A 21,484-nucleotide genomic window follows, 5' to 3' on the forward strand; every position below is an offset into this window, starting at 1 on the left:
AGGTGGCGGGTGCTGGCGCTGATCGTCCACTTCTGGTCCAGTAGGCGGTGCACGTCCGTGTACCGGTTCCGGCCCGCACCCCAGTGTGCCGGGGTCGACCCGTCGGAGGAGACGGTGTGGCTGACGTGCCCTCCCCGCTGGTTGGCGCCCCGGCTCAGTCCATGGTCGGCCAGTCCCAGCCGAGCTGGATGAACATGCCGAGGCGGTCGCTGACGGCGCGGATTTCGACGATCTGCCCGGCGCGGACGGTGAAGATCCAGATCTGCTCGACGTCGCAGCGACGGTTGGTCGGCTCGGGCATCCGGGCGTGGAAGCCCGTGTGCACCCCGGCCACCCGCAGGCGGGCCACGACCTCGTCGTCCTCGGCGATGAGCTGCTGGATGTGGAAGCCGTCGCCCTCGGCCTCGGTGCTGAAGGCGGCCAGCTGGAGGCGGAAGCCCTCGATGGCGGCGCCGGGGGCGTCTTCCTCGCCAAAGATGATCTTGTTGTGGTCGATCACCGAGGGGGAGAGCAGCCGCACCCAGCCGTCGCCGGCGCGGTCGTTGAGCGCGGTGACGAAGTCGCGGATGACCTGCTTGTTGGCAGTGGTCGACATGGTGGTTCCCCCCGTTGCGGCTGTTTCTTACGTTGTAAGTTTTACTGAGGGAGAGTGTTCTCTTATCGTGTAAGAAAGTCAAGCCCGTCCGGGGCGAGGAGGAGCAGGCATGGCACAGCGGCAGGCGGCCCGGCGCGGCCGGGGCGAGCGGGTGGGGCTGAGCAGGCAGCAGATCCTCGACGCGGCGCTCGGCCTGGTGGACCGGGACGGGCTCAAGGGCCTGACGATGCGCTCGCTCGGCGAGGAGCTGGGCGTGGAGGCGATGACGCTCTACCACTACGTGCCGAACAAGGACGCCCTGCTCGACGGTCTGGTGGAGCAGGTGTTCACGGCCGCCACCCCTGCCATGGATGGCTCGGCCGACTGGCGGGCGGCCCTGCGCGCGTACGCCACCGCCCTGCGCGAGGGTCTGCTGCGGCACCCGGCCGTGCTCCCGCTCGCCACCTCCCGGCCCGCCGTCACCCCAGCGACCCTCGACGACATCGAGGCGCTCCTGCGCCTGCTCACGGCCGGCGGCTTCCCGCTGGGCCGGGCGCTGCACGCGCTCAACTCCCTCGCGGTGTTCGTGATCGGCCACGCGACGGCGGAGGCCCAGATCGCGGTCGGCGCCGAGGAGGCGGGCGGCGCCGGCTGGCTGGCCGCGCTGGAGGCGGAGCGGTACCCGCTGCTGATCCGCGCCGCGAGCGAGGGCGTCGGCGCGGACGACGGCGAGCGGTTCGCGTTCGCGCTCGAAGCCCTGCTGCTCGGCTTCGAGGCATCACGCTAGGGCTTGCGCGGTCCTCGCTCCCGTCCTCGCTCCCGTCCTCGCGCTCGGTGCAACCCGTCCGCCCCGTACGCCCCGTACGCCCCGTTCGCCCCCTGCGGTCAGCCGACGGGCTGTGCCGCCGGTGCGTCGTCGGTCTCGCCGCGGTCCCGGCCGGCCCTGAGGGAGGCCGACAGGTCGCGGGCCTCGTGCTCGGTCATCCGCGGCGTCTCGTACGGCACGGCGTTGACCCACCGCTGGGTCAGCCGGGCGATCCGCTCGCCGTACCGCTGCGCGGTGATCAGGTCGCCGCGCGATCCGGCCTGTTCCGGTCCCCGGTCGGCGTGGCTCTGGCTCATCAGGCCCAGCCAGGAGCCGAGCCGGTTCAGGTCGTCGCGGGAGCCGCCGCTCCAGTTGTTGCCCGGGAGGTCGCCCACGCCGACCCACTGCATGCCCAACTGCGCGGCGAACACCGCCAACTGCTCCAGGACCGACTGCTTGTCGCCGCTCTGCGAGGCGGACATGGTGAAGGCGCCGGCCAGTTTGTCCTTCCACCCCTGTGTGACGAACGGCGTGAACGCCGCCTCCATGAACGCCTTGAACACCGCCGACACGCTGCCCATCAGTGTCGGGCAGCCGAAGACGATCGCATCGGAGCGCTCCAGCAGCGCCATCGCCCCGGCGTCGTGCCACCGGCCCGCGACGACGTCCTCGGGCCGGACCTCGACGAGGTGCACGTCGGCGCCCGGCACCAGCCGCGCCCCGTCGGCGAGGTGTTCGGCGAGGACCCGGGTGTGTCCGTGCACCGAGTGGTAGACCACGGTGACCGTGACCGCCGGCGCGTCCTGCGTACGGTCGACGTCCTTGACTGCCATGACTGTTCACTGCTTTCTGGTGGTGGGGAAGGCCCTGGATCGCCCGAGCCCAGGGTTCCCGGGTTCCGGCTGCCCACCCATCTCAGCCCGCGCGCCCCGCACCATCAACGCCGAACTCCGGACCGCAGCGATCGGCCGCACCGATCGATCGCGGTCCGCGCCCGTGTGGCGGCACACGTGCGGGATCCTCCGGGCCGGTGGCCGGGCCGGTCGCGATGTGAAAGCCTCACGGCAATGGCTACGGAGACCGAGGTGGGGGAGCTGCTGCACCGGCGCGGCTGGCGGACGGTGTTCACGGTCGCCGACATGGTGGGCGCGTGGGCCGCCCTGGTGACCTCCGTCGAGCACGGCTACGACGACGACATCGACGAGTACACCAACGACCTCTCCTGCAGGAACTGGCTGCACGAGGCGTGGCTCCCGCTGGACGAGCACGTCGTCCGGATCTGGACCCCGCGGATCAGGGCGCTGGACGACCGGTACCGGGCCGCCACCGTCGACGACGACGGCCAGGCACTCGAAGGATTCCACCGGCTGCCGGGCCCGGACCTGTGGTGGTGGCGGCGACACCCCCGCATCCTCACCGGAGACCTCGGGCGCTCCCTCCGCTCGGCCGGCGCGGTCGGCACCGACCCGGAAGCGGTGTGACGACGGACGGACCCCGGGCCCGCGCGGGTCACGGGGGAGCCCTCGGTCCTGTCCGGCCGGACAGGACCTAGCCTGCTCCCGTGGACAGGATCGAACTCGAAGCATTCGTCGCCGTCGCCGAGGAACTCCACTTCGGCCGCGCCGCCGCACGCCTGCACCGGGGACAACCCACCGTCAGCGAAGCCGTCCGGCGGCTGGAGAACACCCTGGGCGGACGGCTGTTCCACCGCACCAGCCGCCGGGTCTCGCTGACCGGCCTCGGCGAGGCGCTCCTGCCCGACGCCCACGCCGCCCTCGCCCAGCTGCGCCGTTTCCAGCAGCGCGGACGCGCCCTGGCCGCCGGTGACGAGACCGGCACCACCCTCGTCGTCGGCCACGCCGAGTACACCGGGCACCAGCTGCTGCTGCGCTGCCTGCCGCAACTGCGCGACGGCTTCCCCGACATGACGATCGTGCCCGAGCCGATGCCCACCACCGCGCAGCTCACCGCCCTGCGGGCCGGGACGATCGGACTGGGCGTCGGCTGGGCGACCGGTGACATCACCGGTGTCCGCGCGCGGGTGCTGTCCACGGAGCGGTTCGTGGCACTCGTCCCCGCCGCTCATCCCCTCGCCGGGCAGTGCGAGTTGAACGCCGCCGAACTCTCGACCACCGATCTGCTCACCTGGCCCCACCAGATCAACAGCGGTCTCTGCGACCGCCTGCTCTCGGCCTTCCGGATCGGCGGGGCGGACCTGCGCATCATCAGGACCGCCGACAGCGTGCACGCCATCGCCGCCCACGTTGCCGCCGGGACCGGCATCGGCATCACCGTCGAGTCCGCGGTCGACCACCAGCCGCCCGGCCTGCGCGTCATCCCCCTCACCGGCCCGTCGACCACCGTCGACCAGGTCGTCCTCACCCCCGCCGAGCCGTCGGACGCCGCCACGGCCCTGCGTGACCTGCTCCTGCGGGCTTCGGCGCAGCCCGCCCCCACCGACCGTTGAACGGATCCGCCCCATCCCTCACCGGCTGACCCGTGGCCTCGACGACAATCGGGGCAGGAACTCCAAAAAGGAAATGGAACCCCATAGCGCCGGCCCGGACCGCGCCGGAAATCCCGACCCGTACCTGCGCCGCTACTCCTCGTGTTCCGGATGTACGGCACTGGTTCCGCCACCAACTGCCTGCCGGGTGCGCGGTGGAAATCCGGGGATTCGCCGGGCCATTCACCGTGGGTCGCAGGTGTGCTTTGCGGGGGTGTGGGGGCGGGCCGCCCGGGCCGGGCGGCCTCGGTGCGGGATGCCGGCCCGGCCGGGGTCCCGGGTGGCGGGGAGCCTCCGCCACCCGGGGCGGGGCCCGCGGTGGGCGTCCGGTCGGCGGGCGTCGTCGTCGGCCGGGCGGGGGAAGGGGTGCCCCGTGGGCCGGGGTGCGCTCCACTGCCCCGCACGGGCCGAACCGGGCGCCCGGGTGGGGCGGGCGGGCGACGGCTCGACCTCTCGCGGGCCGGACTGGCCGGCCGCGTGCAACCTTTTGCCGACTCAGGGCATCAGACTGATGGAGGGCCGCGGGAGCGGACGCGCGGGGAGGGCCGGGGGAAGGGGCGGGGGAAAGGCTGCGGGAGCGCCGCCGTGCGCGGGGTCTTCACATCCGGTGCAATCACCGAATTCCTTCGCGCCCATTCAGTTCGTATACGACTCTCCATGTGGAGTCGACCTCCGGAACCTGTTGCACAGCCGTGACAGTCGCCTGCGAAAAATCGTTCGACCGGCGACCTCTGCGGGTTAGCATTTCGGAATGGAATCGAACCTCCCCCCGATTTGGAATTCGTCCGACGCTGCGGAACCCCGCCCGTCCCGCAAGTCGCCGCTTCGGCTGGCCCGCTTCGGTGCGACCTTCCTGGGTGTGAGTGTCGTCTCCGGCGTCCTGCTGGCGGGCCTCGTCCTGCCCGTCGCCGGCGGCATCGGGCTGACCGCCAAGAGCACGGCCGAGGACTTCGATGACATCCCCAACGACTTCAAGACCCCGCCGCTGACCCAGGCGACGCAGATCTTCGACGCCAAGGGCGGGCTGATCGCCAAGGTCTACGAGCGCGACCGCACCGTCATCACCGCCGACCAGATGTCGCCGTTCATGCGGCACGCCCAGGTCGACATCGAGGACGCCCGCTTCTACGAGCACGGCGCCGTCGACCTCAAGGGCATCCTCCGCGCCATCAGCAAGAACGCGGAGACCGGCACCACCTCGCAGGGCGCCTCCACGTTGACCCAGCAGTACGTGAAGAACGTCAACGTGGAGCAGGCCGGCGACGACAAGGGCGCCGTCCTGGAGGCCCAGCGCAAGACCCTGGGCCGCAAGATCCAGGAGCTCAAGGTCGCCATCAAGCTGGAGGAGGACCTGCCGAAGGACCAGATCCTCACCAACTACCTCAACATCACGTACTACGGGAACGGCGCCTACGGCGTCGAGGCCGCGTCCCAGCGCTACTTCAGCAAGAGCAACAAGGACCTGACGATCGCCGAGGCCGCCCTGCTCGCCGGCCTGGTGCAGAACCCCTACCAGTACAACCCGAAGCAGTTCCCGCAGGACGCGCAGGCCCGCCGCGACGTGGTGATCGGCAAGATGCTGGAGAACAAGCACATCACCGCGGAGCAGGCCGCGGAGGCCAAGGCCGCCCCGCTCGGCCTCAACTACAAGGACCCGCAGAACGGTTGCATCACCGCCCAGGCCGGCATGGGCTTCTTCTGCGACTACGTCCGCCACGTCGTCAAGCAGGACCCGGCCTTCGGCAAGACCGCCGAGGACCGCAAGAAGTTCTGGAACCAGGGCGGCCTCAACATCCACACCACGCTGGACCCCGACAAGCAGGCTGCCGCCCAGAGCGCGGTGAGCGGCAACGTGAAGGTCACCGACAGCGTCTCCGCCGCCGCCACCATGATCGAGCCCGGCAGCGGCAAGATCCTCGCCATGGCCCAGACCCGCCCCTACGGCCTGGACACGAACAAGAACCAGACCGTCGTCAACCTCAACGTCGACCAGGTGATGGGCGGCGGCAACGGCTTCCAGCCCGGCTCCACGTTCAAGCCGATCGTCGCGGCCGCCGCACTCGAAGCGGGCATACCGGCGACCCAGGAGTACTCGTCCCCGAACAAGCTCGAGTACCCGACGATGAAGACCTGCGAAGGGACCTGGAAGAACGACGGCCGGCCCAAGACGGTGGTGCCCAACGAATCCGCCGCCGAGAAGGGCCCCTACCAGCTGAAGATGGCGATGGCTCTCTCGGTCAACACCTACTTCGTGCAGATGGAGCAGGAGATCGGCCTCTGCGCGGTCAAGCAGATGGCCAACAAGCTCGGCATCACCAGCAAGGCCAGCGGCAAGCCGCTGGAGGAGGTCCCCGCGATGGCCCTGGGCGTCGAGGAGATGAGCCCGCTCACCATGGCCAACGTCTACGCGACCTTCGCCGCGCAGGGCACCCACTGCGCCCCGGTCGCCATCGACAAGATCACCACCGTCGACGGCAAGGACGTCCCCGTCCCGGCGGGCCGCTGCGAGAAGGTGTTCTCCGACCAGACGGCACGAGCCCTCAACACCGTCCTCAACGGCGTGACCGAGAGCGGCACCGGGAAGGACCTCGGCCTCGACGGCAACCGTCAGATCGCGGGCAAGACCGGCACCTCCGACCGCAAGCGGGCCGCCTGGTTCAACGGCTACACCCCGCAGCTCGCCACCGCCGTCTGGCTCGGCGGCCCCGCCGGCGGCGTCGAGATGCGCAACATCACCATCAACGGCAAGTACCACACCGAGGTGTTCGGCGCCGACGGCCCCGGCCCGATCTGGCGGGACGCCATGAACCAGGCCCTGCGCGGCGCACCCAAGCAGTCCCTGCCGATGGCCGACATCCCGGACCCGGTCACCAAGCCCGATCCCGCCAACACCGGGAACACCACCGACGCGCCGGCCACCACCCCGACCGGCCAGCAGCGCTGACCGCACCCCTGCGACGCCCCGGCGACGCCCCCGCGGGGAGTCCCTCGGCCGGGGTGATGACGCCGGTCTCCGGAACCGCATCCGGAGACCGGCGTCACGCGTCACCCGGCCGGTGCGGGCACCCGGTAGATTGCCCCGGGGCCGCCGCCCGGCCACCCCGCCGCCCGGCCACCTCGCCGCCCGGCCACCCGTCGGCAGGCCGGCAGCCGGACCCCGGAGAAGGAGCGAACACCGTTGGACACCAGGACAGTTGCGGTCTTCTCCCTCGGCGGCACCATCGCCATGACCACCGATCCGGTCACCGGTGGCGTCGTCCCGGCGCTGTCCGCCCACGACCTCCTCGCCGCCGTCCCCGCCCTGCAGCACCTCGACGTCGACCTGCGCGTCCACGACGTCCGGAACGTGCCCAGCGCCTCCCTCGGCTTCGACGACCTCGACGCGCTCACGGAAGCCCTGGCCGACGCCTTCCGCACCGGCTGCGACGGCGCCGTGGTCACCCAGGGCACCGACACCATCGAGGAGACCGCCTACCTGCTCGACCTGCTGCTCCCCGGAGACCAGCCCGTCGTCGTCACCGGGGCGATGCGCAATCCCACCCTGCCCGGACCGGACGGCCCCGCGAACCTCCACGCGGCCGTCATCGCCGCCGCCGCCCCGGAACTGACGGGCGCCGGCACGGTGGTCGTCCTCGGCGACGAGATCCACGCCGCCCGCACCGTCCGCAAGTCCCACAGCACCAGCCCCGCCGCCTTCACCTCCCCGGCCACCGGTCCCCTCGGCCGCATCCACGAGGGACGCGTCCACCTGCACGCCCCGCTCGCCGCCCGCACGACCTTCGCCCGCCCGACGACCGGCGCCGCCGCTCGCGTCGGCCTGTACACCGCCACGCTCGGAGACGACGGCACCCTCCTTGCCGCGATGGCCGAGGCCTGCGACGGACTCGTCGTCGCCGCGTTCGGAGTCGGCCACGTCCCCGAGGGCTTCGTCGGCATCCTGGAACGGGCCGCGTCGCGCATCCCCGTCGTCCTCGCCAGCCGCATCGGCAACGGGCCCGTCCTGCGGGGCACGTACGGCTTCCCCGGCTCGGAGAAGGACCTGCTGGCCCGCGGACTGATCCGGGCCGGCCACCTCGACGCCCACAAGGCCCGCCTCCTCCTGCACACCCTGCTCCGCCAGGGCCGCACCCCTGCCGAGATCACCGCCGCTTTCGCCGTCGCGGCCCACTGACCGCCGGCACCCGGCCACCCGGCCCGCCCACGCCCTGCGGAGCAAGCCGTCGCGCGGTGTCCGCACGCGTGGCGCGGGTGCGTCCGCACACGTGGTACTTGCGCGTCCGCACGCGTCGGGATCGTGAACTTCCGTGTGGCTTAACTCATGTGAGTGAAGGTCTGTTCACTGATCGACGGAACGGCGACCGGCCGCCGTAGCCTCGGGGGCGACCCCTCGCCACCGCGCCGCGCGGTCCGTTCGAAGCAGCGGGAACGCGAAGCCGCCGAAGCTCCGGGGCCGCGGGACCGGTGATCCGTCGACTCGGAAAGGCCATCGACACCATGACCCACTCATCGGGCGGGAACGACGCGACGACCGGCGGCCCGTCCCGCCGCACACTCCTCAGGATCGGCATCGGGGTCGCCGTGGGGGCGGGGGCGATCGGTTCGGGGGCACCCGCGGCGGTCGCCGGCGGCCCGAACGACCCGACCGGTCCGACGATCGCGACCAAGGTGAAGAACCTCAGCGGCCCGCTGGAGACCGGGCCGTTCGCCTCGCCGTGGACGGACCTCGGCATCCCCGTGCTGTGCCCGGACGGCACCATGCTCTTCGTCTGCGGCGACACCTTCGACGGTGACCGGGTGGGCGCCGCCGACTGGCGGGCCCCGGTGGGCCTGCGCTCCGGCAGCGCGGACCTGAACAACCTGCGCATCGACGGCAGCGTGGGCGGCGGCCACGCCAACAGCCTCGTCGACGAGCCGCACAACCCGGTCGGGGACAAGTTCACGACGGCGATCCCGTCCGACGTGTTCGTCGTCGACGGCGTGATGTACATGCACCTCATGCGCGGCGTCATCTACGACACCCACCACACCGACTTCTGGCGCTCCACCGACAACGGCGAGTCCTGGGAGTACCTGTGCCAGTGGCCGGGGGACCTGCACGGCGGCCAGTTCCAGCAGAAGACGTACGCGGTGGCCGACGACGGCTACTGCTACGTCCTGTCGACGGTCTTCAACCGCGACGTGGAATCGGGCATGCTGCTGCACCGGGTCCGCAAGGAGAGCCTCGGCAACCCGGACGCCTACGAGCCGTGGGGCTTCGCCGACGGCGGCTGGCAGTGGAACGCGCCCGCCCCGACGACCGTCCTCGGCACCCGCAGGTGGGGCGAGATGTGCTTCCGCGCCATGGACGGCAAGTACGTCCTCACCTGGCTGAACATGGACCCGCTGTCGATCAGGGCGATGGTCTTCCCCCTCCCGACCTCGGACCTGACCAGGACGCTGGAGCAGACCATGATCCTTCCCGGCAGCCCGGGCCAGGAGGTCGGCAACCTCGTCGCCAGCCCGTACGGCGGCTTCGTCATCCCGGGCTCGACGTTCGGCAACTTCCACATCGTCGTCAGCCAGTGGTACGACCCGACGAACTACCGGATCATGCAGTACCGGATCGCCATGCTGTCCTGAACCCGGGCGGCGGCAGTGGCGCCCGGAGCGGACCGGGCGCAGCTGCCGCTCCGCGGTGTCCGCGGTGTCCGGTGCCGCTCCGCGGTGTCGGCGGTGTCCGGAGCCGCCCGCGGTGTCCGGTGCGGCTCAGCGCCGGTACGCGGTGGCCGCGATGTCGACGAACGACCGGATCAACGGGTTGGTGTCGCCCTCCTTCCACACCGCGACGACGCGGCTCGGCGCGATGCCGGTCAGCGGGACGACGGCCAGCTCCGCGGGCAGGTCGTGCCCGAGCGGGGCCAGGCCGACCGTGCCGTTCCACAGGACGGCCTGCAGGCATTCGTGGACGGCGCGCACCACCGGGCCCTCGCGGGGCCTGCCGCCGTGCCAGTACGCCTGCCACACCGGGTCGGTGTCCGGCGGGAAGCGGAACCAGCGGCGGTCGTCCAGGTCGTCCGGCCGCAGCCGGTCACGCCGGGCCAGCGGGTCGTCGGCGCGCAGGACCACGCCCACCGGGTCGCGCCGCAGCGTGCGCACCGTCAGCCCGGTCTCGTCGAACGGCGCCCGGGTCAGGGCCACGTCGACCAGTCCGGCGCGCAGACCGCAGGTGGGGTCGGTCAGGTCGGTGTCCCGGACGCGGATGTCGACGCCGGGGTGGCGTAGCCGGTACGCGGCGGCGAGCCTGGTCAGTCCCGGGTCGGTGCCGTCGCCCAGGATGCCGACGGTGACGGTCGCGGCGCCGGCCGCCGCGCCCACGCGCTCCCGCAGGCGGTCGGCGTGGTCGAGCAGCGCCCGCGCCTCGTCGAGCAGCACGGTGCCCACCGGTGTGAGCGAGACCCCGGCGGGTGAGCGGGTGAACAGCGGGGCGCCGACCTCGGCCTCCAGCCGCCGGATCGCCCGGCTCAGCGGTGGCTGGCTCATGTGCAGGCGTGCGGCGGCCCGGCCGAAGTGGAGTTCCTCGGCAACGGCGACGAAGTAGCGCAGGGTGCGTAGCTCCACGCTGCAACGATACCCGCCGGGTATCGGCGTCGCGGGACAGGTCTTGGACAGCCGCGGCCCCCCGGCGGTGCACTCGTGACATGACCGAAGAAACGAAGACCGGTACACCGCAGCCCGCCCCAGCCCTCTCGGTGGTCGGCCCCGGCGACGGCGAGACGATCGTCCTGGGCACCACCCGCATGCGCGTCCTGGAGGACGGCAGCCACACCGGGCACCGCCTCGCGATCGCCGAATCCGTCCTCGCCCCGCACACCGCCGGGCCGCCGCAACACCGTCACGCCGGCCACGACGAGGGCTTCTACGTCCTCGCCGGCACCATCCGCTTCACCGTCGGCGACGAGGACCACGACGCCACCGCCGGCACCCTCGTGGTCGTCCCGCCCGGCACCCCGCACACCTTCGCCAACCCGACCGACCACCCCGCCGTCATGCTCAGCACCTTCACCCCGGACCTGTACGTCCAGTACTTCCGGGACCTCCAGGACGTGCTCACCGCCGGCCGGCCACTGACCGCGGAAGCCAACATCGACGCGATGAGCCGCTACGCGACGGTGCCCGCCACCGATGCGGTCGTGCCCGCCACCGGCGCGGCCGAGTCCGCCACCGGCGCGACCGAGTCCACCACCGACGCGGCCTGAAGGGCCGGACCACGAACGGGAATCATGACCATCGCCTATGGGATCGCCGCAGGACTGCTCGCCTCCTTCTACCTCTACGCGGGCGTGCTCAAGGTGGTCCGCAGCCGTGACCGGCTCCGACCGATGATGACCTGGATCGACCGCGTGCCCCTGCCCGCCGTACGGGCACTGGGAGTGGTCGAGGTCCTCGGCGCGGCAGGCCTGGTCCTGCCGCCGCTGACCGGCACCGCTCCCGCGCTGGCAACGGCCGCGGCCGTCGGCCTTCTCCTCCTCCAGTTCGGTGCGGTCGTCGTCCACCTGACCGGCGGGGACCGCCGGATCGGCCTCAATATCGGGCTCATCGTCACCACGGCCCTGACCGTCTGGCTCGCCACCGGACTGTGAGCGAGCACGGCCCTGTCCACCGTCCCCGGCTAGCGTCGTGCGTCGTCGACCTGGATGACGGCGAGCCGGCCGCTGGTGCGCCACGGCGTGCCGGTGCGGTCGAGCCGGGCGACGGTGGCGGCGTCGACGCCGACGATCACGTCCGACTTGAGGGTCCGCAGGGCCGCGACGGCTGACGGGAAGTGTCCCGTCACCTCGCCGAACGGGGTGGTCGGCGGCCAGAGCCGGTCGCCGACCAGGCGGCGGTAGTTGAGGTCTCCCTTGACGACCGTCAGTGCCGAGCCCGCGAGTTCGCCCCGGAGGTCGGCGGGCATGGCGTGGTACGGCAGGGGTGCGCAGAAGAACGGGTGGGTGCGGACCGACAGCGTGCCGCTGCCCATGGCCTGCCACAGCCGCTCGCCGACCGCTGCGGCGGTCGGTGCGGGCGCGGTGCGGAGGCGTTCGAGGGCGGCGAGGACGTCGGTCATCGTCGCGTCCGACACGAAGTACGGCTGGGGTTTCACGTATAGCACGACCTGCGGGGCCAGGCCGCGCCCCAGGAGGTGGTCGATCAGCACGAGGTCCGGCAGGAGTTCCCGGCCCGCGTTGTCCGCGAGGACGCAGACCCGCCCGCCGCCGGACCGTTCCAGGAGGGTCCACAGCCGGGCGCTGTCGTCGGCGATCAGGTCGGATCCGGAGGCTCCGTCCTTCTCCGCGGTCATCCGGAAACTGAGGTCCGCCCGGTTGCCCCACAACGCCGACTGCAGCAGGGCGTCCGCGCGCCGGGTCCGCGGCGGCTCGTCGAGCTCATCGAGTCCGTCCAGCCCGTCCAGCGCGGCCAGTTCGTCGTCGACCGCCGTCCCGCCGAGCTCGGCGGCCTTGAACGGCGCGAACGGGTCGACGCCCTGCCACGGGCCGGGCCGGAAGTAGCCGGTGGCGTCGAGCAGCCGGTGGTAGAAGTAGCTCTCCGCCCACAGGAACGGCGCCTCGCCCCACGGCCGTCCCCACAGGCCCTCGCCCCACGCCGTCCACTGCGCGGCGGCGGCCGGGGAGTCCGTGAGGTCCGGGGATTCCGCACGCGGCGGCACCAGGACGCCGGTGGTGCTCTCCGCGAGCAGCCGCTCGACCGCCGCCCGCTCGGCGGGGCCGTAGGGCAGGGCGTCGAGGACCTGCCGTACCAGCACGGGGTGGCGTTCGTGGAAGACGCCCCAGGCGAAGGACCCGGGGACGTCGCTGCGGATCACGGGCGCGTTCGACACGGTGCTGCTCGTCTCTCTCGTCATCACCATCGGGCGGGCGGGGCCGATGCGGGCCGATCGCCGACGATCGCCGACGATCGCCGACCTTACGCGGCCCGGGGAGGGAGCCGGTCCGTCGACCACGCCGGGCGTGTGGGCCGCGGACCTCGGAGGCCCGCGCCCGGTCGGCATGCACCGAAGGGCGGCCGGGAGGCGACCGCCTATGCTCCGGGGATGACCGAGCGCAGCCCCGAACACCCCGACGTCCCCGATGTCCCCGATGTCCCCGATGTCCCCGACGTCGTCGTTCGCCATCAGGACGACCCCGCCACCCTGGTCAGGCTCTGCGACCGCTACTTCCCCGACGAACTCGGCATCGGCTTCGCCGTGGAGGTCAGCGCGGCGGGGCTGCACGCCCGCATCGACTCGGTCGAGACCTGGGTGTGGGACCTCGATTCCCTGGACGACTTCCTCGGCCGTCTCGCCGGCGACTTCCGCGGCTGGGAGGGCGAGCGCACCTGGAGCACCAACCACCTGGCGCTGCGGGCGTCCTTCAAGTCCGGCGGCCACGTCTTCCTGACCTGGACGCTCACGCCCTGGATGACGCGCGACGACGGGTGGGAGACGTCCGTGACCACCGTGCTGGAGGCGGGCGAGGGAATGTCCGCCCTCGCGGCCGACCTGAGGGAGTTCCTCACTCCCCGAGCCGCCGCCCGGGGCTGACCCACGGTTGATCCGGGGCCGACCTGTGGCCGACGGGCGGTGCGAGCCGGACGGCACCGCGGAGCCCTCCGCCTGCGCGGCTCACCCGGCCTGCGCACGGCTGACGCCCCCTCGCGATGTCGGTGCCGTGTGCTTGAGTGCCGACCATGATCCGACCCGACGACCTGCTGACCGGCCTGGACGACATCGACTGGGCCGCGCTGGGGCACGCCTACGGAAGCGCGGCGGACGTGCCCGCCCTCCTGCGCGCGGCCTGCGGGCCCGACGAGAAGGCCCGCGACAGTGCCTTCCGGGTCCTCTCCGGCAACATCTTCCACCAGGGGACGCGCTACTCGGCCTCCCCCTACGCCGTACCGTTCCTCGCCCGGATCGCCGTCGACGGCCCGCCGCCCGCACGGGTCGACGCGCTGTGGCTGCTGACCCGGCTGGCCGTCGACTGGCACGACGCGTACGACCTGCCCCTGGGCATCGACACCGCCGCCTGGCGGGCCGCGGTCGTCCCCCACGAGGAGAGCCTGCGCTGGTACGAGGACGAGATCGCCGCCGAGACGGACGAGCAGCGCCTCGGGAGGCTCCGCGAGGCCCGGGACCACGCGGCGGCCGGGCACCCGGTCGACGGCCGCGAAGGCGCACTCCGCAGCTACGACGCCGTCCGCGCCCGACTGCCCCGGCTGCGTGCCCTCCTGGACGATCCGGACCCGACGATCCGCACCAGGACCGCCTACCTGCTGGCCTGGTTCCCCGAGGACTCCGCCGAGAGCCTGCCACCGCTCGTCCGCCGCTCCGCCGGCGAGCAGGACCCGAAGGCGGCAGCCACCGTCCTGCTGTCCGTCGGACTCCTCGGGAACCGGGGCGACGCCGCGTGGCTCCTGCCGCACCTGGACGCCGAGCACGCGCTGCTGCGGTGGGCCGCCGCAACCGCCCTGGCCCGCCTGTTCCTCCTGCCCGACGGTGACGCGCCTTCCGGCGGCGACGCGCCTTCCGGCGGAGCGCCCTCCGGCGGAGCGCCCTCCGACGGCACGCCCTTCGACGACCGGCTGCTCGACCGCGTCATCACCGAACTCACCGCCGCCTCGGCCGCTCCCGTGCCCGAACCCGGCACCGACCACGACGGCGACGACCTGCACCGCTACACCGCCCGCACGCTCCTCGCGCTCCGGGACCTCGCCCCGGACGACGACCGGCTCCTCACCGCCGTCGCGCACTGCCTGCGGTTCATGGACGTCCTCGAAGTCCGCGGCCTCGCAGCGCGCCTGCTGCGCACCGACTTCGAACCGGTCGGCCCCGCCGCCTTCGCCGACCTCGCGCCCGCACTGCAGTGCGTCCTGCGGACGGTGGCGGACCGGATTCCCGCCGATTGGTACGACACCCGGCTCTCCGGCCCGGCGACCCGTGACGCCCTGTCCGCCCTCGGGCTGCCCGACACCGGCCCCGCGCTGCGCGCCTACACCGGGCTCCCCGCCGAGGAACCGGAGCGCCGCGACCTCTATGCCCGCCCGCACCGCCCCGGTCGGCCGAGGGCAGGCGGTGCGTGAGGCACCCCTCCCCGCCGGCTGCGGCGACGCCCGGACCGGCCTCGCCGGCTACCTGCACGCGGTCGCGCGGGCGCTCCCCGACGGTGGGGACGTCGAGGGCCTCCACCGGTACCCGGTCGAGGACGGCCGGTTGCGGTGGGGCGCGGAGGACCGCCGTGACGCCGGTGGCCGGCACTGCTGCGGCCCGCCCCCACCGGGGCCGTCAGAGCGGGCTGAGGCGGGCCTTGAGCAGGCAGAACTCGTTGCCCTCCGGGTCGGCGAGGACGTGCCAGGACTCCTCACCGGTCTGGCCGATGTCGGCCGGACGGGCCCCGAGCCCCAGGAGTCGTTCGAGTTCGGCGTCCTGGTCGCGGTCGGTGGGATTGACGTCGATGTGCAGCCGGGGCTTCCCCCGCTCCGGCTCGTCCCGACGGCTGAGGAAGATCGTCGGCTGCGCGCCGCCGAAGCCTTCGCGGGGCCCGATCTCGATGCTCCCGTCGTCCTCGCGACCGAGCACCACGAAGTCCAGGACCTCGCACCAGAACCGCGCCAGTACCTCGGGATCGTGGCAACCGAGCACGAGTTCGCTGATACGACATGCCATGGACGGGACCTACTCTCGGCGTGGGGCCAAATCGAACCGGCGTGACACCGGCGGACGAGCACGGTCGGGACCGTACCGGGCGGGGCGAACGGGCGCGAAGGGTTTTCCGGGATCCCGGTCCTGTTCCGCTCGTCGGAGTGCGCGGTCGCGATGACTCGGTGGCGGGCGTGGTCGTCGTCCGTACGGACGAGGCCTCCGTGCCGCCCGACGGCGGCTCGGGCCCGCTGCCCGCACTCGGCCCGCTCACCCCACGTCCGGTAGATTCGGCCGCCGGCCGATCGGCACACGAAGCGGCTGGGTGTCACTGGTTCGACGCAGGGGGCGACGGGTGGGGAGCGGGGACGGTCAGGGCCGGCGGACGGGGGATCTGCTGGACTGCTGGCGGGCGATCGAGCTGTTCAGCCCGCCGGCGATCCCGGAGGTGCCGCGCAAGCGCCGCGCGGGCCGTCCCCGGGCCTCGGACACGGTCGTCGTCGACGTCACCCCGGCCGCCGGCCGGGCGGCGCCGGTGCTGCCGTGGGCGCCGGAGCATCCGGAGACGGCCGCGCTGCGGGCGCCGCGCGGGATGGTGTGGCGGCACGAGGTGTACGGCGGGGTGTTCGAGCTGGAGCTGCTGCGCCAGGCGATGATCGCCGTCCTGCCCGAGGGCACCGACCCGGATCCGGGGGTGCCGCAGGAGGAGCTGAAGCTGTCCGGGCGGAGCGCGATGTTCGCCCTGGTCCTGGACGAGCACGGACGGCCGGTCGGGGACACCTCGGTGGTCTCGGCGTGCGCCTGGGCGACGGGACGGCTCTTCGACCCGGGGCCGTCGGCGCCGGGATGGCTGGACGGCTTCGAGGAGTTGGGCGAGGCGTTCGAGGTGGCGGTGGGGCGGCTGGCCGCCACACCGATCCCGTACGGGCCGGGCCCCCGCCTCCTGCCGAACCCGGTGCTGTCCCGCCCGGTGGGCGGCGCGCCGCTCGTGCGGGAGGCGTCGGATGCGGCAACCGGCTGGCAGCAGTTGCTGGCGGAGGTCCTGGGCGGGGCTGCGGTGGCGGCGGTCGGGGCGCTGTTCGGCGAGGTCGCCGGGGCTGCCGTGCAGGGGGCGACGGAGCCCCTGGTGCGGCGGGTCGCGGAGTGGTCGGCGGCCCGCCGTCCGCAGCGGGCGGAGACGGACGGGGTCGCGGTGCCGGGGCCGGCCGCCGAGGTGCCGTCACCCGCCCACCTGCCGTCACCCGTCGAGCCTGCTGCCGACGCCGTCGACGGGACCGTGGACGACAGCACGGACGACACCGGCCCGCGTCCGGTCGCACTCGCCGACCTCGTCGCCCTGACCGCCCAGATCGCCCACCTCTGCGGCGTCGAGGAGCACCTGGACCCGCGGGTGATCCGGGTCCGGAGCCGACTGGTCCGCCTCCCGCGCGACCCGAAGGCCAAGCCCGCCGCCCCGCAGCCGTTCCTGAACAGTTTCCTCCCGCCCGACCTCGCCCGGGTCCGCGCCTCCCTCACGGCGGGCGGCCAGGGCGGGCCGGGCGGCCAGGGCGGCCAGGGCGGCCAGGTCGGCGGGGGAGCGGGCCTCGGCCCGGCCCTGGAGGCGTACCTGACCGCTCGCCGGGACATCCCCGTGACCGCCCGCACCGACCTGCGCGAGGACCGCCTCGCCGTCCTCGAAGGCGTCGACCCGGCGCTCGTGCCCGCCGGGCGCTGGCCCGCCAAGGCGCGCTACCCGCTCGCGCTCAGCCAGCAGTTCGCGGTCAACCGGATGCTCGCCGACCGCACCGGGACCGTCTCGACCAGCGCCAGCGCCACCGCCAGCGCCACCGCCGCCACCAACACCACGGCCGCCACCGCCGACGCCGGAGGCCTCTTCTCCGTCAACGGCCCGCCCGGCACCGGCAAGACGACCATGCTGCGCGACCTGGTCGCCGCCCTCGTCGTCGAACGCGCCGCCGTGCTGGCCGGCTACCGGCGGCCCGAGGAGGCGTTCGTCGGTCGCGCCTGGCGCGGCAAGGACCGCCAGGGTGTCCACGCCCGCTTCGTCTCCACCCTCGACCCGAGGCTCACCGGCCGCGAGATCGTGGTGACCTCCTCCAACAACGGCGCCGTGGAGAACGTCACCGCCGAACTGCCCGCCGCGGCCGCCCTCGACGAGCACTGGCACGACGGCCCCGACCACTTCTCCGACCTCGCCTCCGCCCTGCTCGGCGGCGCGCCCGCCTGGGGCCTGGTGGCCGCCGTCCTCGGCAACAAGACCAACCGCACGCGGTTCACCGAGCGCTTCTGGTGGGGCCGCCTGCCCGAGGACGAGACCGCGGCCCGCACCGCCGACGGGCTCCCGCCGCTGCGCGGTATGAACGCCGTCCTCGGCGACTGGGTCCCCCCGAGCACGCCCAGGCCCACCCGCAGCCCGCGCGACCGTCGCACAACCACCCCCGCGGGCAGGGCAGTTGCCTCCTCCGTCCCGAGCACCGCAGACACGTCCGCCGCGGCCACGTCCGCCGCCCCCGCCACATCCACCGCCCCCGCCCCCGTCGGCCCCGCCCGGCCCGTCCCCTCCTGGACCGAGGCCGTCGCCGCCTTCACGTCCGCCCAGACCGAGGTCGAACGCCTGCGCACCGAACGCGCCCGCCTCGCCGCCGCCCTCGCCGACACCCGGGCGGACCGGGCCCGTCCCCGCCTCGACGCCCTGCGCGCCGCCGTCACCCGGGCCGACAGCCGCACGGCCGCCGCCGAAGCCCGCGCCGACACCGCCACCAGGGCCTTCGACGCCGCCGCGAGCGTCACCCGCACCGCCGAAGCCGCCCACGAGACGGCGAACCGGCGGGTCCCACAGGCCCGCGAAGCCCTCGCCGACGCCAGGGCGGAGCTGGCCGCCGCCCGCGAGCGCGCCGATCGGCACCGCAGGCAGGTCGACGCCCTCACCGCCCTCCACGACGAGCCGCCCGCCGGCCAGCCGGGTCTGCGCGCGGGGCTGCGCCGCATGCTCCGGAGCGGCGCCGAACGCCAGGCCGCCGAGCAGCACCGCGACCGCAGCCAGGCCGAACTCCTCGCCCTGCTCGTCCAGGAGCGCACCGCCCTGGAGGACGCCTACGACCACATCGCCCGCTGCTCGCGCGCCGAGGACCTCGCCTCCGCCGACCTGCACACCCGCGCCACCGGCGCCGTCACCGAGGCCGCCGAGGCCGCCGCCCGCGCCCGCACCCACGAACGGGCCGCGCTCACCGAGGAGTCCGCCGCCCACGAAGCCCTCCAATGGGCCCGGCAGGACGCCCGTGCCGCGCGCCAGGAACTGGAGGGCGCCACCGCCGGACTCGACGCCGCCCACCGCACCCTGCGCACCGCCGCCGCCACCCTCCCCTCCCTGCCCCTCGACTGGCTCCACCTCGACGACCACGAACAGGAACTCGGCGCCCCCTGGGCCGACGAAGCCTGGAGCACCGCCCGCAGCGACCTGTTCCTGCGCGCCCTCGACCTGCACCGCGCCTTCGTCGCCAACACGGCCAAGCGGATCCGCAGCAACCTCCAGGTGCTCGTGGAACTCATGGCCGGGAACAGCGGCCCCGTCCCCGACGAGCAGGTCCTGCACGCCTGGCAGACCCTCTTCCTCCTCGTCCCCGTCGTCTCGACCACCTTCTCCTCCATCGGCAGCATGTTCGCCCGGCTCGGCCGCGGCTCCCTCGGCTGGGTCCTCGTCGACGAAGCCGGACAGGCCACCCCGCAGGCCGCCGTCGGCGCCCTGTGGCGGGCCCGCCGCGCCGTCCTCGTCGGCGACCCCCTCCAGCTCGAACCCGTCGTCACCATGCCGAGCGCCCTGCAGCGCCGGCTCCTGCTCGCCCACGGCGTCGACGAGGAGTGGCTCCCCTCCGCCACCTCCGCCCAGGCCGTCGCCGACCGGGTCAACCGCTACGGCACCTACCTGCCCGCCCCCACCGGCGCCGAGGAGGACACCGTCTGGGTCGGCTCACCGCTGCGCGTCCACCGCCGCTGCGAGGACCCCATGTTCACCGTCAGCAACGACGTCGCGTACGGCGGCCTCATGGTCCACGGCACCCACCCGCAGCCCTTCCCCGACCCCGAGCACGACGGCCTGCTCCCCAGCCGCTGGCTCGACACCCCCGACCCCGACCGCCCCGCCGACGCCCCCTGGGGCGAACGCGACCGCCGCGCCCTCACCTTCCTCCTGCGCCGGCTCGACCACCACGACGTCGACGTCGAACGCCTGCGCATCATCGCCCCCTTCCGCGCCCTCGTCCGGGAGGCCCGCGACACCTGCCGCACCCTTCCCGGCTGGACCGCCGAACTCCTGGAGGAACGCTGCGCCACCGTCCACAAGGCGCAGGGCAAGGAAGCCGACGTCGTCATCCTCCTCCTCGGCGCCGGCCGCCCCGGCGCCCGCACCTGGGCCGCCGGCACCCCCCACCTCCTCAACGTCGCCGCCAGCCGCGCCAAACGCCGGCTCTACGTCGTCGGCGACCGCGCCCTGTGGGCCCCGCTGCCCCACTTCGACGTCCTGGCCGCCGAACTCCCCACCTACGACCACCGCGAGGACCGCACCACCTGGCCCCTCGACACCCCCGAACCCCCACCACCCCCCGCCTAGGCCGCAGGTCGTGCGGAGCGGCGGGGCCCCTGCCGGTTCAGGGGCCCGGCCGACGTCAGGGGCGCGGGCCGGTCGGCCTCGGGTGGTGGGGCCCGGAGCCCGGCCGCGCGCCGCCGCTCTGGCGCAGCCGCTCCGCCAGCGCCGGCGGGCTGTCAGGCGCCGGCGGCCACCGTCCGGGGCGCCGTGGCGGCCGTGGCGGCATCGGCGATCCCTTCAGAGGTCGTCGGCCTTGACGTAGAGTGCGGTCGCGAGGGAGTCCAACTCCGGTTTCACACAACGACGTCGGACTTCATCGCCCCCATGCGCGCAACGATTCCTGCAGCCATGTCGGGGTGCGGGGCGAATCAGTTGTGGCCTGGCCGACCGTTTCGGTCATGAGTACCCTGTACGGCATACACATTCTTGATGACCCCACCGTGTCGCCCCGGCTCCGCAGCTTCCTTGAGCCGCGTGCGCGGCGACATGCACCGACATCTGCCGATCGGATCAGGCAGTACGCGACAACGGTCGACGCGGAACCCGAGATCGTGGACGCGATGATCCGGTTCGAGGAGCGATACGGCGGCCTGTTCTACTCGCCGCGAGGCGGCAACGCCAACGAGTACGGTCTGGATGGGGTTCCGTCTGCCCACTGGACGTCTCATGGCTGGGCGTTTCCCGGAATTCTTGACGGCCCCGGGACCTGCCGGGTGGACGTACTCGCGGACGGCCGCACCGCGATACCGGTACCGGGGTTGCCGCACAGGGTGATCAACAGCAGCGTCGATCAGCGTCTGGAGGCCGACGCGCTGTCGGCGAGCGTGTACCGGTGGCCGCACCTCGCCCTGCGGACCACCACTGGCCTCGGAGTGGACCCTTCCGTCGCCGAGGAACATCTGCCACCCCGCGTACACGAGGCAACCGGCCCCGCCGACAAGTGGTGGTTCGACGGCAGGTCGGCCTTCAACCTGGAGCTTTACAGCTGGTGGACACCGCGGACGGACCGTGACACCTGGATCGTGCGTTGCTTCGCCCTGGACGGCGACGCTCTTGACCGAGCCGCCTCCGCCCTGCGGGCCGCAGTCCCCGAACTCACCGCTGCCCTCTTCGACTGGTGCTCACTGTGTGGCCGGGGCCTGGACGCAGGCCGATCCTGCCTACCCGTCCTTCCCCCAGCAGAGTGGTGACACTCGCCGCTCTGCTCGATCCGCACCGCCACCCCTTGGAATCGATCATCCGGGCCGCACGTCGTGCGGAGCGGCGGGGCCCCTGCCGGTTCAGGGGCGCCGCCCGGGGGAAGTGGGGGCGGGCGGGTATACACATCTGAGGGTGCCGCAGCCAAGCGAGCGGCCGAGCAACGGGGT

General features: G+C 73.4%; 17 protein-coding genes. 12 read left to right on the top strand and 5 right to left on the bottom strand.

The genetic code is table 11. From position 1 onward, the window contains the following. Positions 1-154: 154 nt before the first annotated feature. Entirely contained in the window at positions 155-595 is a 441-nt protein-coding gene (locus ACFV0O_RS00500) for an ester cyclase (protein WP_380334237.1), read from the bottom strand. 109 nt (positions 596-704) lie between these two features. Between ACFV0O_RS00500 and ACFV0O_RS00505 the strand changes: the two genes are divergently transcribed. Beyond that, positions 705-1,361 carry a TetR/AcrR family transcriptional regulator C-terminal domain-containing protein gene (locus tag ACFV0O_RS00505; RefSeq protein ID WP_380334239.1) on the top strand — a complete coding sequence of 219 codons (657 nt, stop codon included), beginning with the start codon at positions 705-707 and terminating at the stop codon, positions 1,359-1,361. 98 nt (positions 1,362-1,459) lie between these two features. Here ACFV0O_RS00505 and ACFV0O_RS00510 read toward each other — a convergent pair whose 3' ends face one another. Then, complete coding sequence (locus ACFV0O_RS00510) at positions 1,460-2,212, bottom strand: flavodoxin family protein (RefSeq protein WP_380334241.1); 753 nt, start codon at positions 2,210-2,212, stop codon at positions 1,460-1,462. A gap of 234 nt (positions 2,213-2,446) precedes the next feature. Between ACFV0O_RS00510 and ACFV0O_RS00515 the strand changes: the two genes are divergently transcribed. The 5 genes from ACFV0O_RS00515 (at position 2,447) to ACFV0O_RS00535 (ending at position 9,504) form a co-directional block, all read left to right on the top strand. Beyond that, positions 2,447-2,860 carry a hypothetical protein gene (locus tag ACFV0O_RS00515; protein ID WP_380334244.1) on the top strand — a complete coding sequence of 138 codons (414 nt, stop codon included), beginning with the start codon at positions 2,447-2,449 and terminating at the stop codon, positions 2,858-2,860. A gap of 80 nt (positions 2,861-2,940) precedes the next feature. Continuing rightward, positions 2,941-3,846 carry a LysR family transcriptional regulator gene (locus ACFV0O_RS00520; RefSeq protein WP_380334247.1) on the top strand — a complete coding sequence of 302 codons (906 nt, stop codon included), beginning with the start codon at positions 2,941-2,943 and terminating at the stop codon, positions 3,844-3,846. An 898-nt stretch (positions 3,847-4,744) separates the two neighbouring features. Beyond that, positions 4,745-6,829, top strand: coding sequence for a transglycosylase domain-containing protein (locus ACFV0O_RS00525; RefSeq protein ID WP_380334249.1), 2,085 nt, complete (start codon positions 4,745-4,747; stop codon positions 6,827-6,829). 234 nt (positions 6,830-7,063) lie between these two features. Further along, positions 7,064-8,056 carry an asparaginase gene (locus ACFV0O_RS00530; RefSeq protein WP_380334252.1) on the top strand — a complete coding sequence of 331 codons (993 nt, stop codon included), beginning with the start codon at positions 7,064-7,066 and terminating at the stop codon, positions 8,054-8,056. A gap of 323 nt (positions 8,057-8,379) precedes the next feature. Next, positions 8,380-9,504 carry a DUF4185 domain-containing protein gene (locus tag ACFV0O_RS00535; RefSeq protein ID WP_380334255.1) on the top strand — a complete coding sequence of 375 codons (1,125 nt, stop codon included), beginning with the start codon at positions 8,380-8,382 and terminating at the stop codon, positions 9,502-9,504. A 126-nt stretch (positions 9,505-9,630) separates the two neighbouring features. On the opposite strand, the gene ACFV0O_RS00540 is transcribed toward ACFV0O_RS00535, so the two are convergent. Next, positions 9,631-10,482: a LysR family transcriptional regulator gene (locus ACFV0O_RS00540; RefSeq protein WP_380334258.1), complete on the bottom strand. Its 852-nt coding sequence runs from the start codon at positions 10,480-10,482 to the stop codon at positions 9,631-9,633. An 80-nt stretch (positions 10,483-10,562) separates the two neighbouring features. Between ACFV0O_RS00540 and ACFV0O_RS00545 the strand changes: the two genes are divergently transcribed. After that, the gene (locus ACFV0O_RS00545; protein ID WP_380334261.1) at positions 10,563-11,120 is read left to right on the top strand and encodes a cupin domain-containing protein; all 558 of its coding nucleotides are present in this window, start codon (positions 10,563-10,565) and stop codon (positions 11,118-11,120) included. A 24-nt stretch (positions 11,121-11,144) separates the two neighbouring features. Beyond that, positions 11,145-11,504 carry a DoxX family protein gene (locus tag ACFV0O_RS00550; RefSeq protein WP_380334264.1) on the top strand — a complete coding sequence of 120 codons (360 nt, stop codon included), beginning with the start codon at positions 11,145-11,147 and terminating at the stop codon, positions 11,502-11,504. Between the two features lie 29 nt (positions 11,505-11,533). Here the strand turns inward: ACFV0O_RS00550 and ACFV0O_RS00555 are convergent, their stop codons facing one another. Further along, positions 11,534-12,742 (bottom strand): damage-control phosphatase ARMT1 family protein, encoded by a 1,209-nt coding sequence (locus tag ACFV0O_RS00555; protein ID WP_380334266.1) that lies wholly within the window; start codon positions 12,740-12,742, stop codon positions 11,534-11,536. Between the two features lie 213 nt (positions 12,743-12,955). Between ACFV0O_RS00555 and ACFV0O_RS00560 the strand changes: the two genes are divergently transcribed. Then, positions 12,956-13,444: a DUF6228 family protein gene (locus ACFV0O_RS00560; protein WP_380334269.1), complete on the top strand. Its 489-nt coding sequence runs from the start codon at positions 12,956-12,958 to the stop codon at positions 13,442-13,444. A 146-nt stretch (positions 13,445-13,590) separates the two neighbouring features. Then, on the top strand, positions 13,591-14,979 hold the full coding sequence (locus ACFV0O_RS00565) for a HEAT repeat domain-containing protein (protein ID WP_380334272.1): 1,389 nt from the start codon (positions 13,591-13,593) through the stop codon (positions 14,977-14,979). A 202-nt stretch (positions 14,980-15,181) separates the two neighbouring features. On the opposite strand, the gene ACFV0O_RS00570 is transcribed toward ACFV0O_RS00565, so the two are convergent. Then, on the bottom strand, positions 15,182-15,562 hold the full coding sequence (locus ACFV0O_RS00570; RefSeq protein ID WP_380334275.1) for a VOC family protein: 381 nt from the start codon (positions 15,560-15,562) through the stop codon (positions 15,182-15,184). 328 nt (positions 15,563-15,890) lie between these two features. On the opposite strand from ACFV0O_RS00570, the gene ACFV0O_RS00575 reads away from it, so the two are divergent. Together ACFV0O_RS00575 and ACFV0O_RS00580 are read left to right on the top strand one after the other, a co-directional pair. After that, the gene (locus tag ACFV0O_RS00575) at positions 15,891-20,141 is read left to right on the top strand and encodes a DEAD/DEAH box helicase (protein WP_380334278.1); all 4,251 of its coding nucleotides are present in this window, start codon (positions 15,891-15,893) and stop codon (positions 20,139-20,141) included. 374 nt (positions 20,142-20,515) lie between these two features. After that, entirely contained in the window at positions 20,516-21,307 is a 792-nt protein-coding gene (locus ACFV0O_RS00580) for a hypothetical protein (protein WP_380334281.1), read from the top strand. The last annotated feature ends 177 nt before the right edge of the window (positions 21,308-21,484 follow it).

This window comes from Kitasatospora sp. NPDC059577 (assembly GCF_042735475.1).
GTDB lineage: Bacteria > Actinomycetota > Actinomycetes > Streptomycetales > Streptomycetaceae > Kitasatospora.

Coding starts and splice junctions, on each gene's coding strand:
- ACFV0O_RS00500 (WP_380334237.1), bottom strand. CDS start 595: ATGTCGACCACTGCCAACAAGCAGGTCATCCGCGACTTCGTCACCGCG.
- ACFV0O_RS00505 (WP_380334239.1), top strand. CDS start 705: ATGGCACAGCGGCAGGCGGCCCGGCGCGGCCGGGGCGAGCGGGTGGGG.
- ACFV0O_RS00510 (WP_380334241.1), bottom strand. CDS start 2,212: ATGGCAGTCAAGGACGTCGACCGTACGCAGGACGCGCCGGCGGTCACG.
- ACFV0O_RS00515 (WP_380334244.1), top strand. CDS start 2,447: ATGGCTACGGAGACCGAGGTGGGGGAGCTGCTGCACCGGCGCGGCTGG.
- ACFV0O_RS00535 (WP_380334255.1), top strand. CDS start 8,380: ATGACCCACTCATCGGGCGGGAACGACGCGACGACCGGCGGCCCGTCC.
- ACFV0O_RS00545 (WP_380334261.1), top strand. CDS start 10,563: ATGACCGAAGAAACGAAGACCGGTACACCGCAGCCCGCCCCAGCCCTC.
- ACFV0O_RS00550 (WP_380334264.1), top strand. CDS start 11,145: ATGACCATCGCCTATGGGATCGCCGCAGGACTGCTCGCCTCCTTCTAC.
- ACFV0O_RS00560 (WP_380334269.1), top strand. CDS start 12,956: ATGACCGAGCGCAGCCCCGAACACCCCGACGTCCCCGATGTCCCCGAT.
- ACFV0O_RS00565 (WP_380334272.1), top strand. CDS start 13,591: ATGATCCGACCCGACGACCTGCTGACCGGCCTGGACGACATCGACTGG.
- ACFV0O_RS00570 (WP_380334275.1), bottom strand. CDS start 15,562: ATGGCATGTCGTATCAGCGAACTCGTGCTCGGTTGCCACGATCCCGAG.
- ACFV0O_RS00580 (WP_380334281.1), top strand. CDS start 20,516: ATGAGTACCCTGTACGGCATACACATTCTTGATGACCCCACCGTGTCG.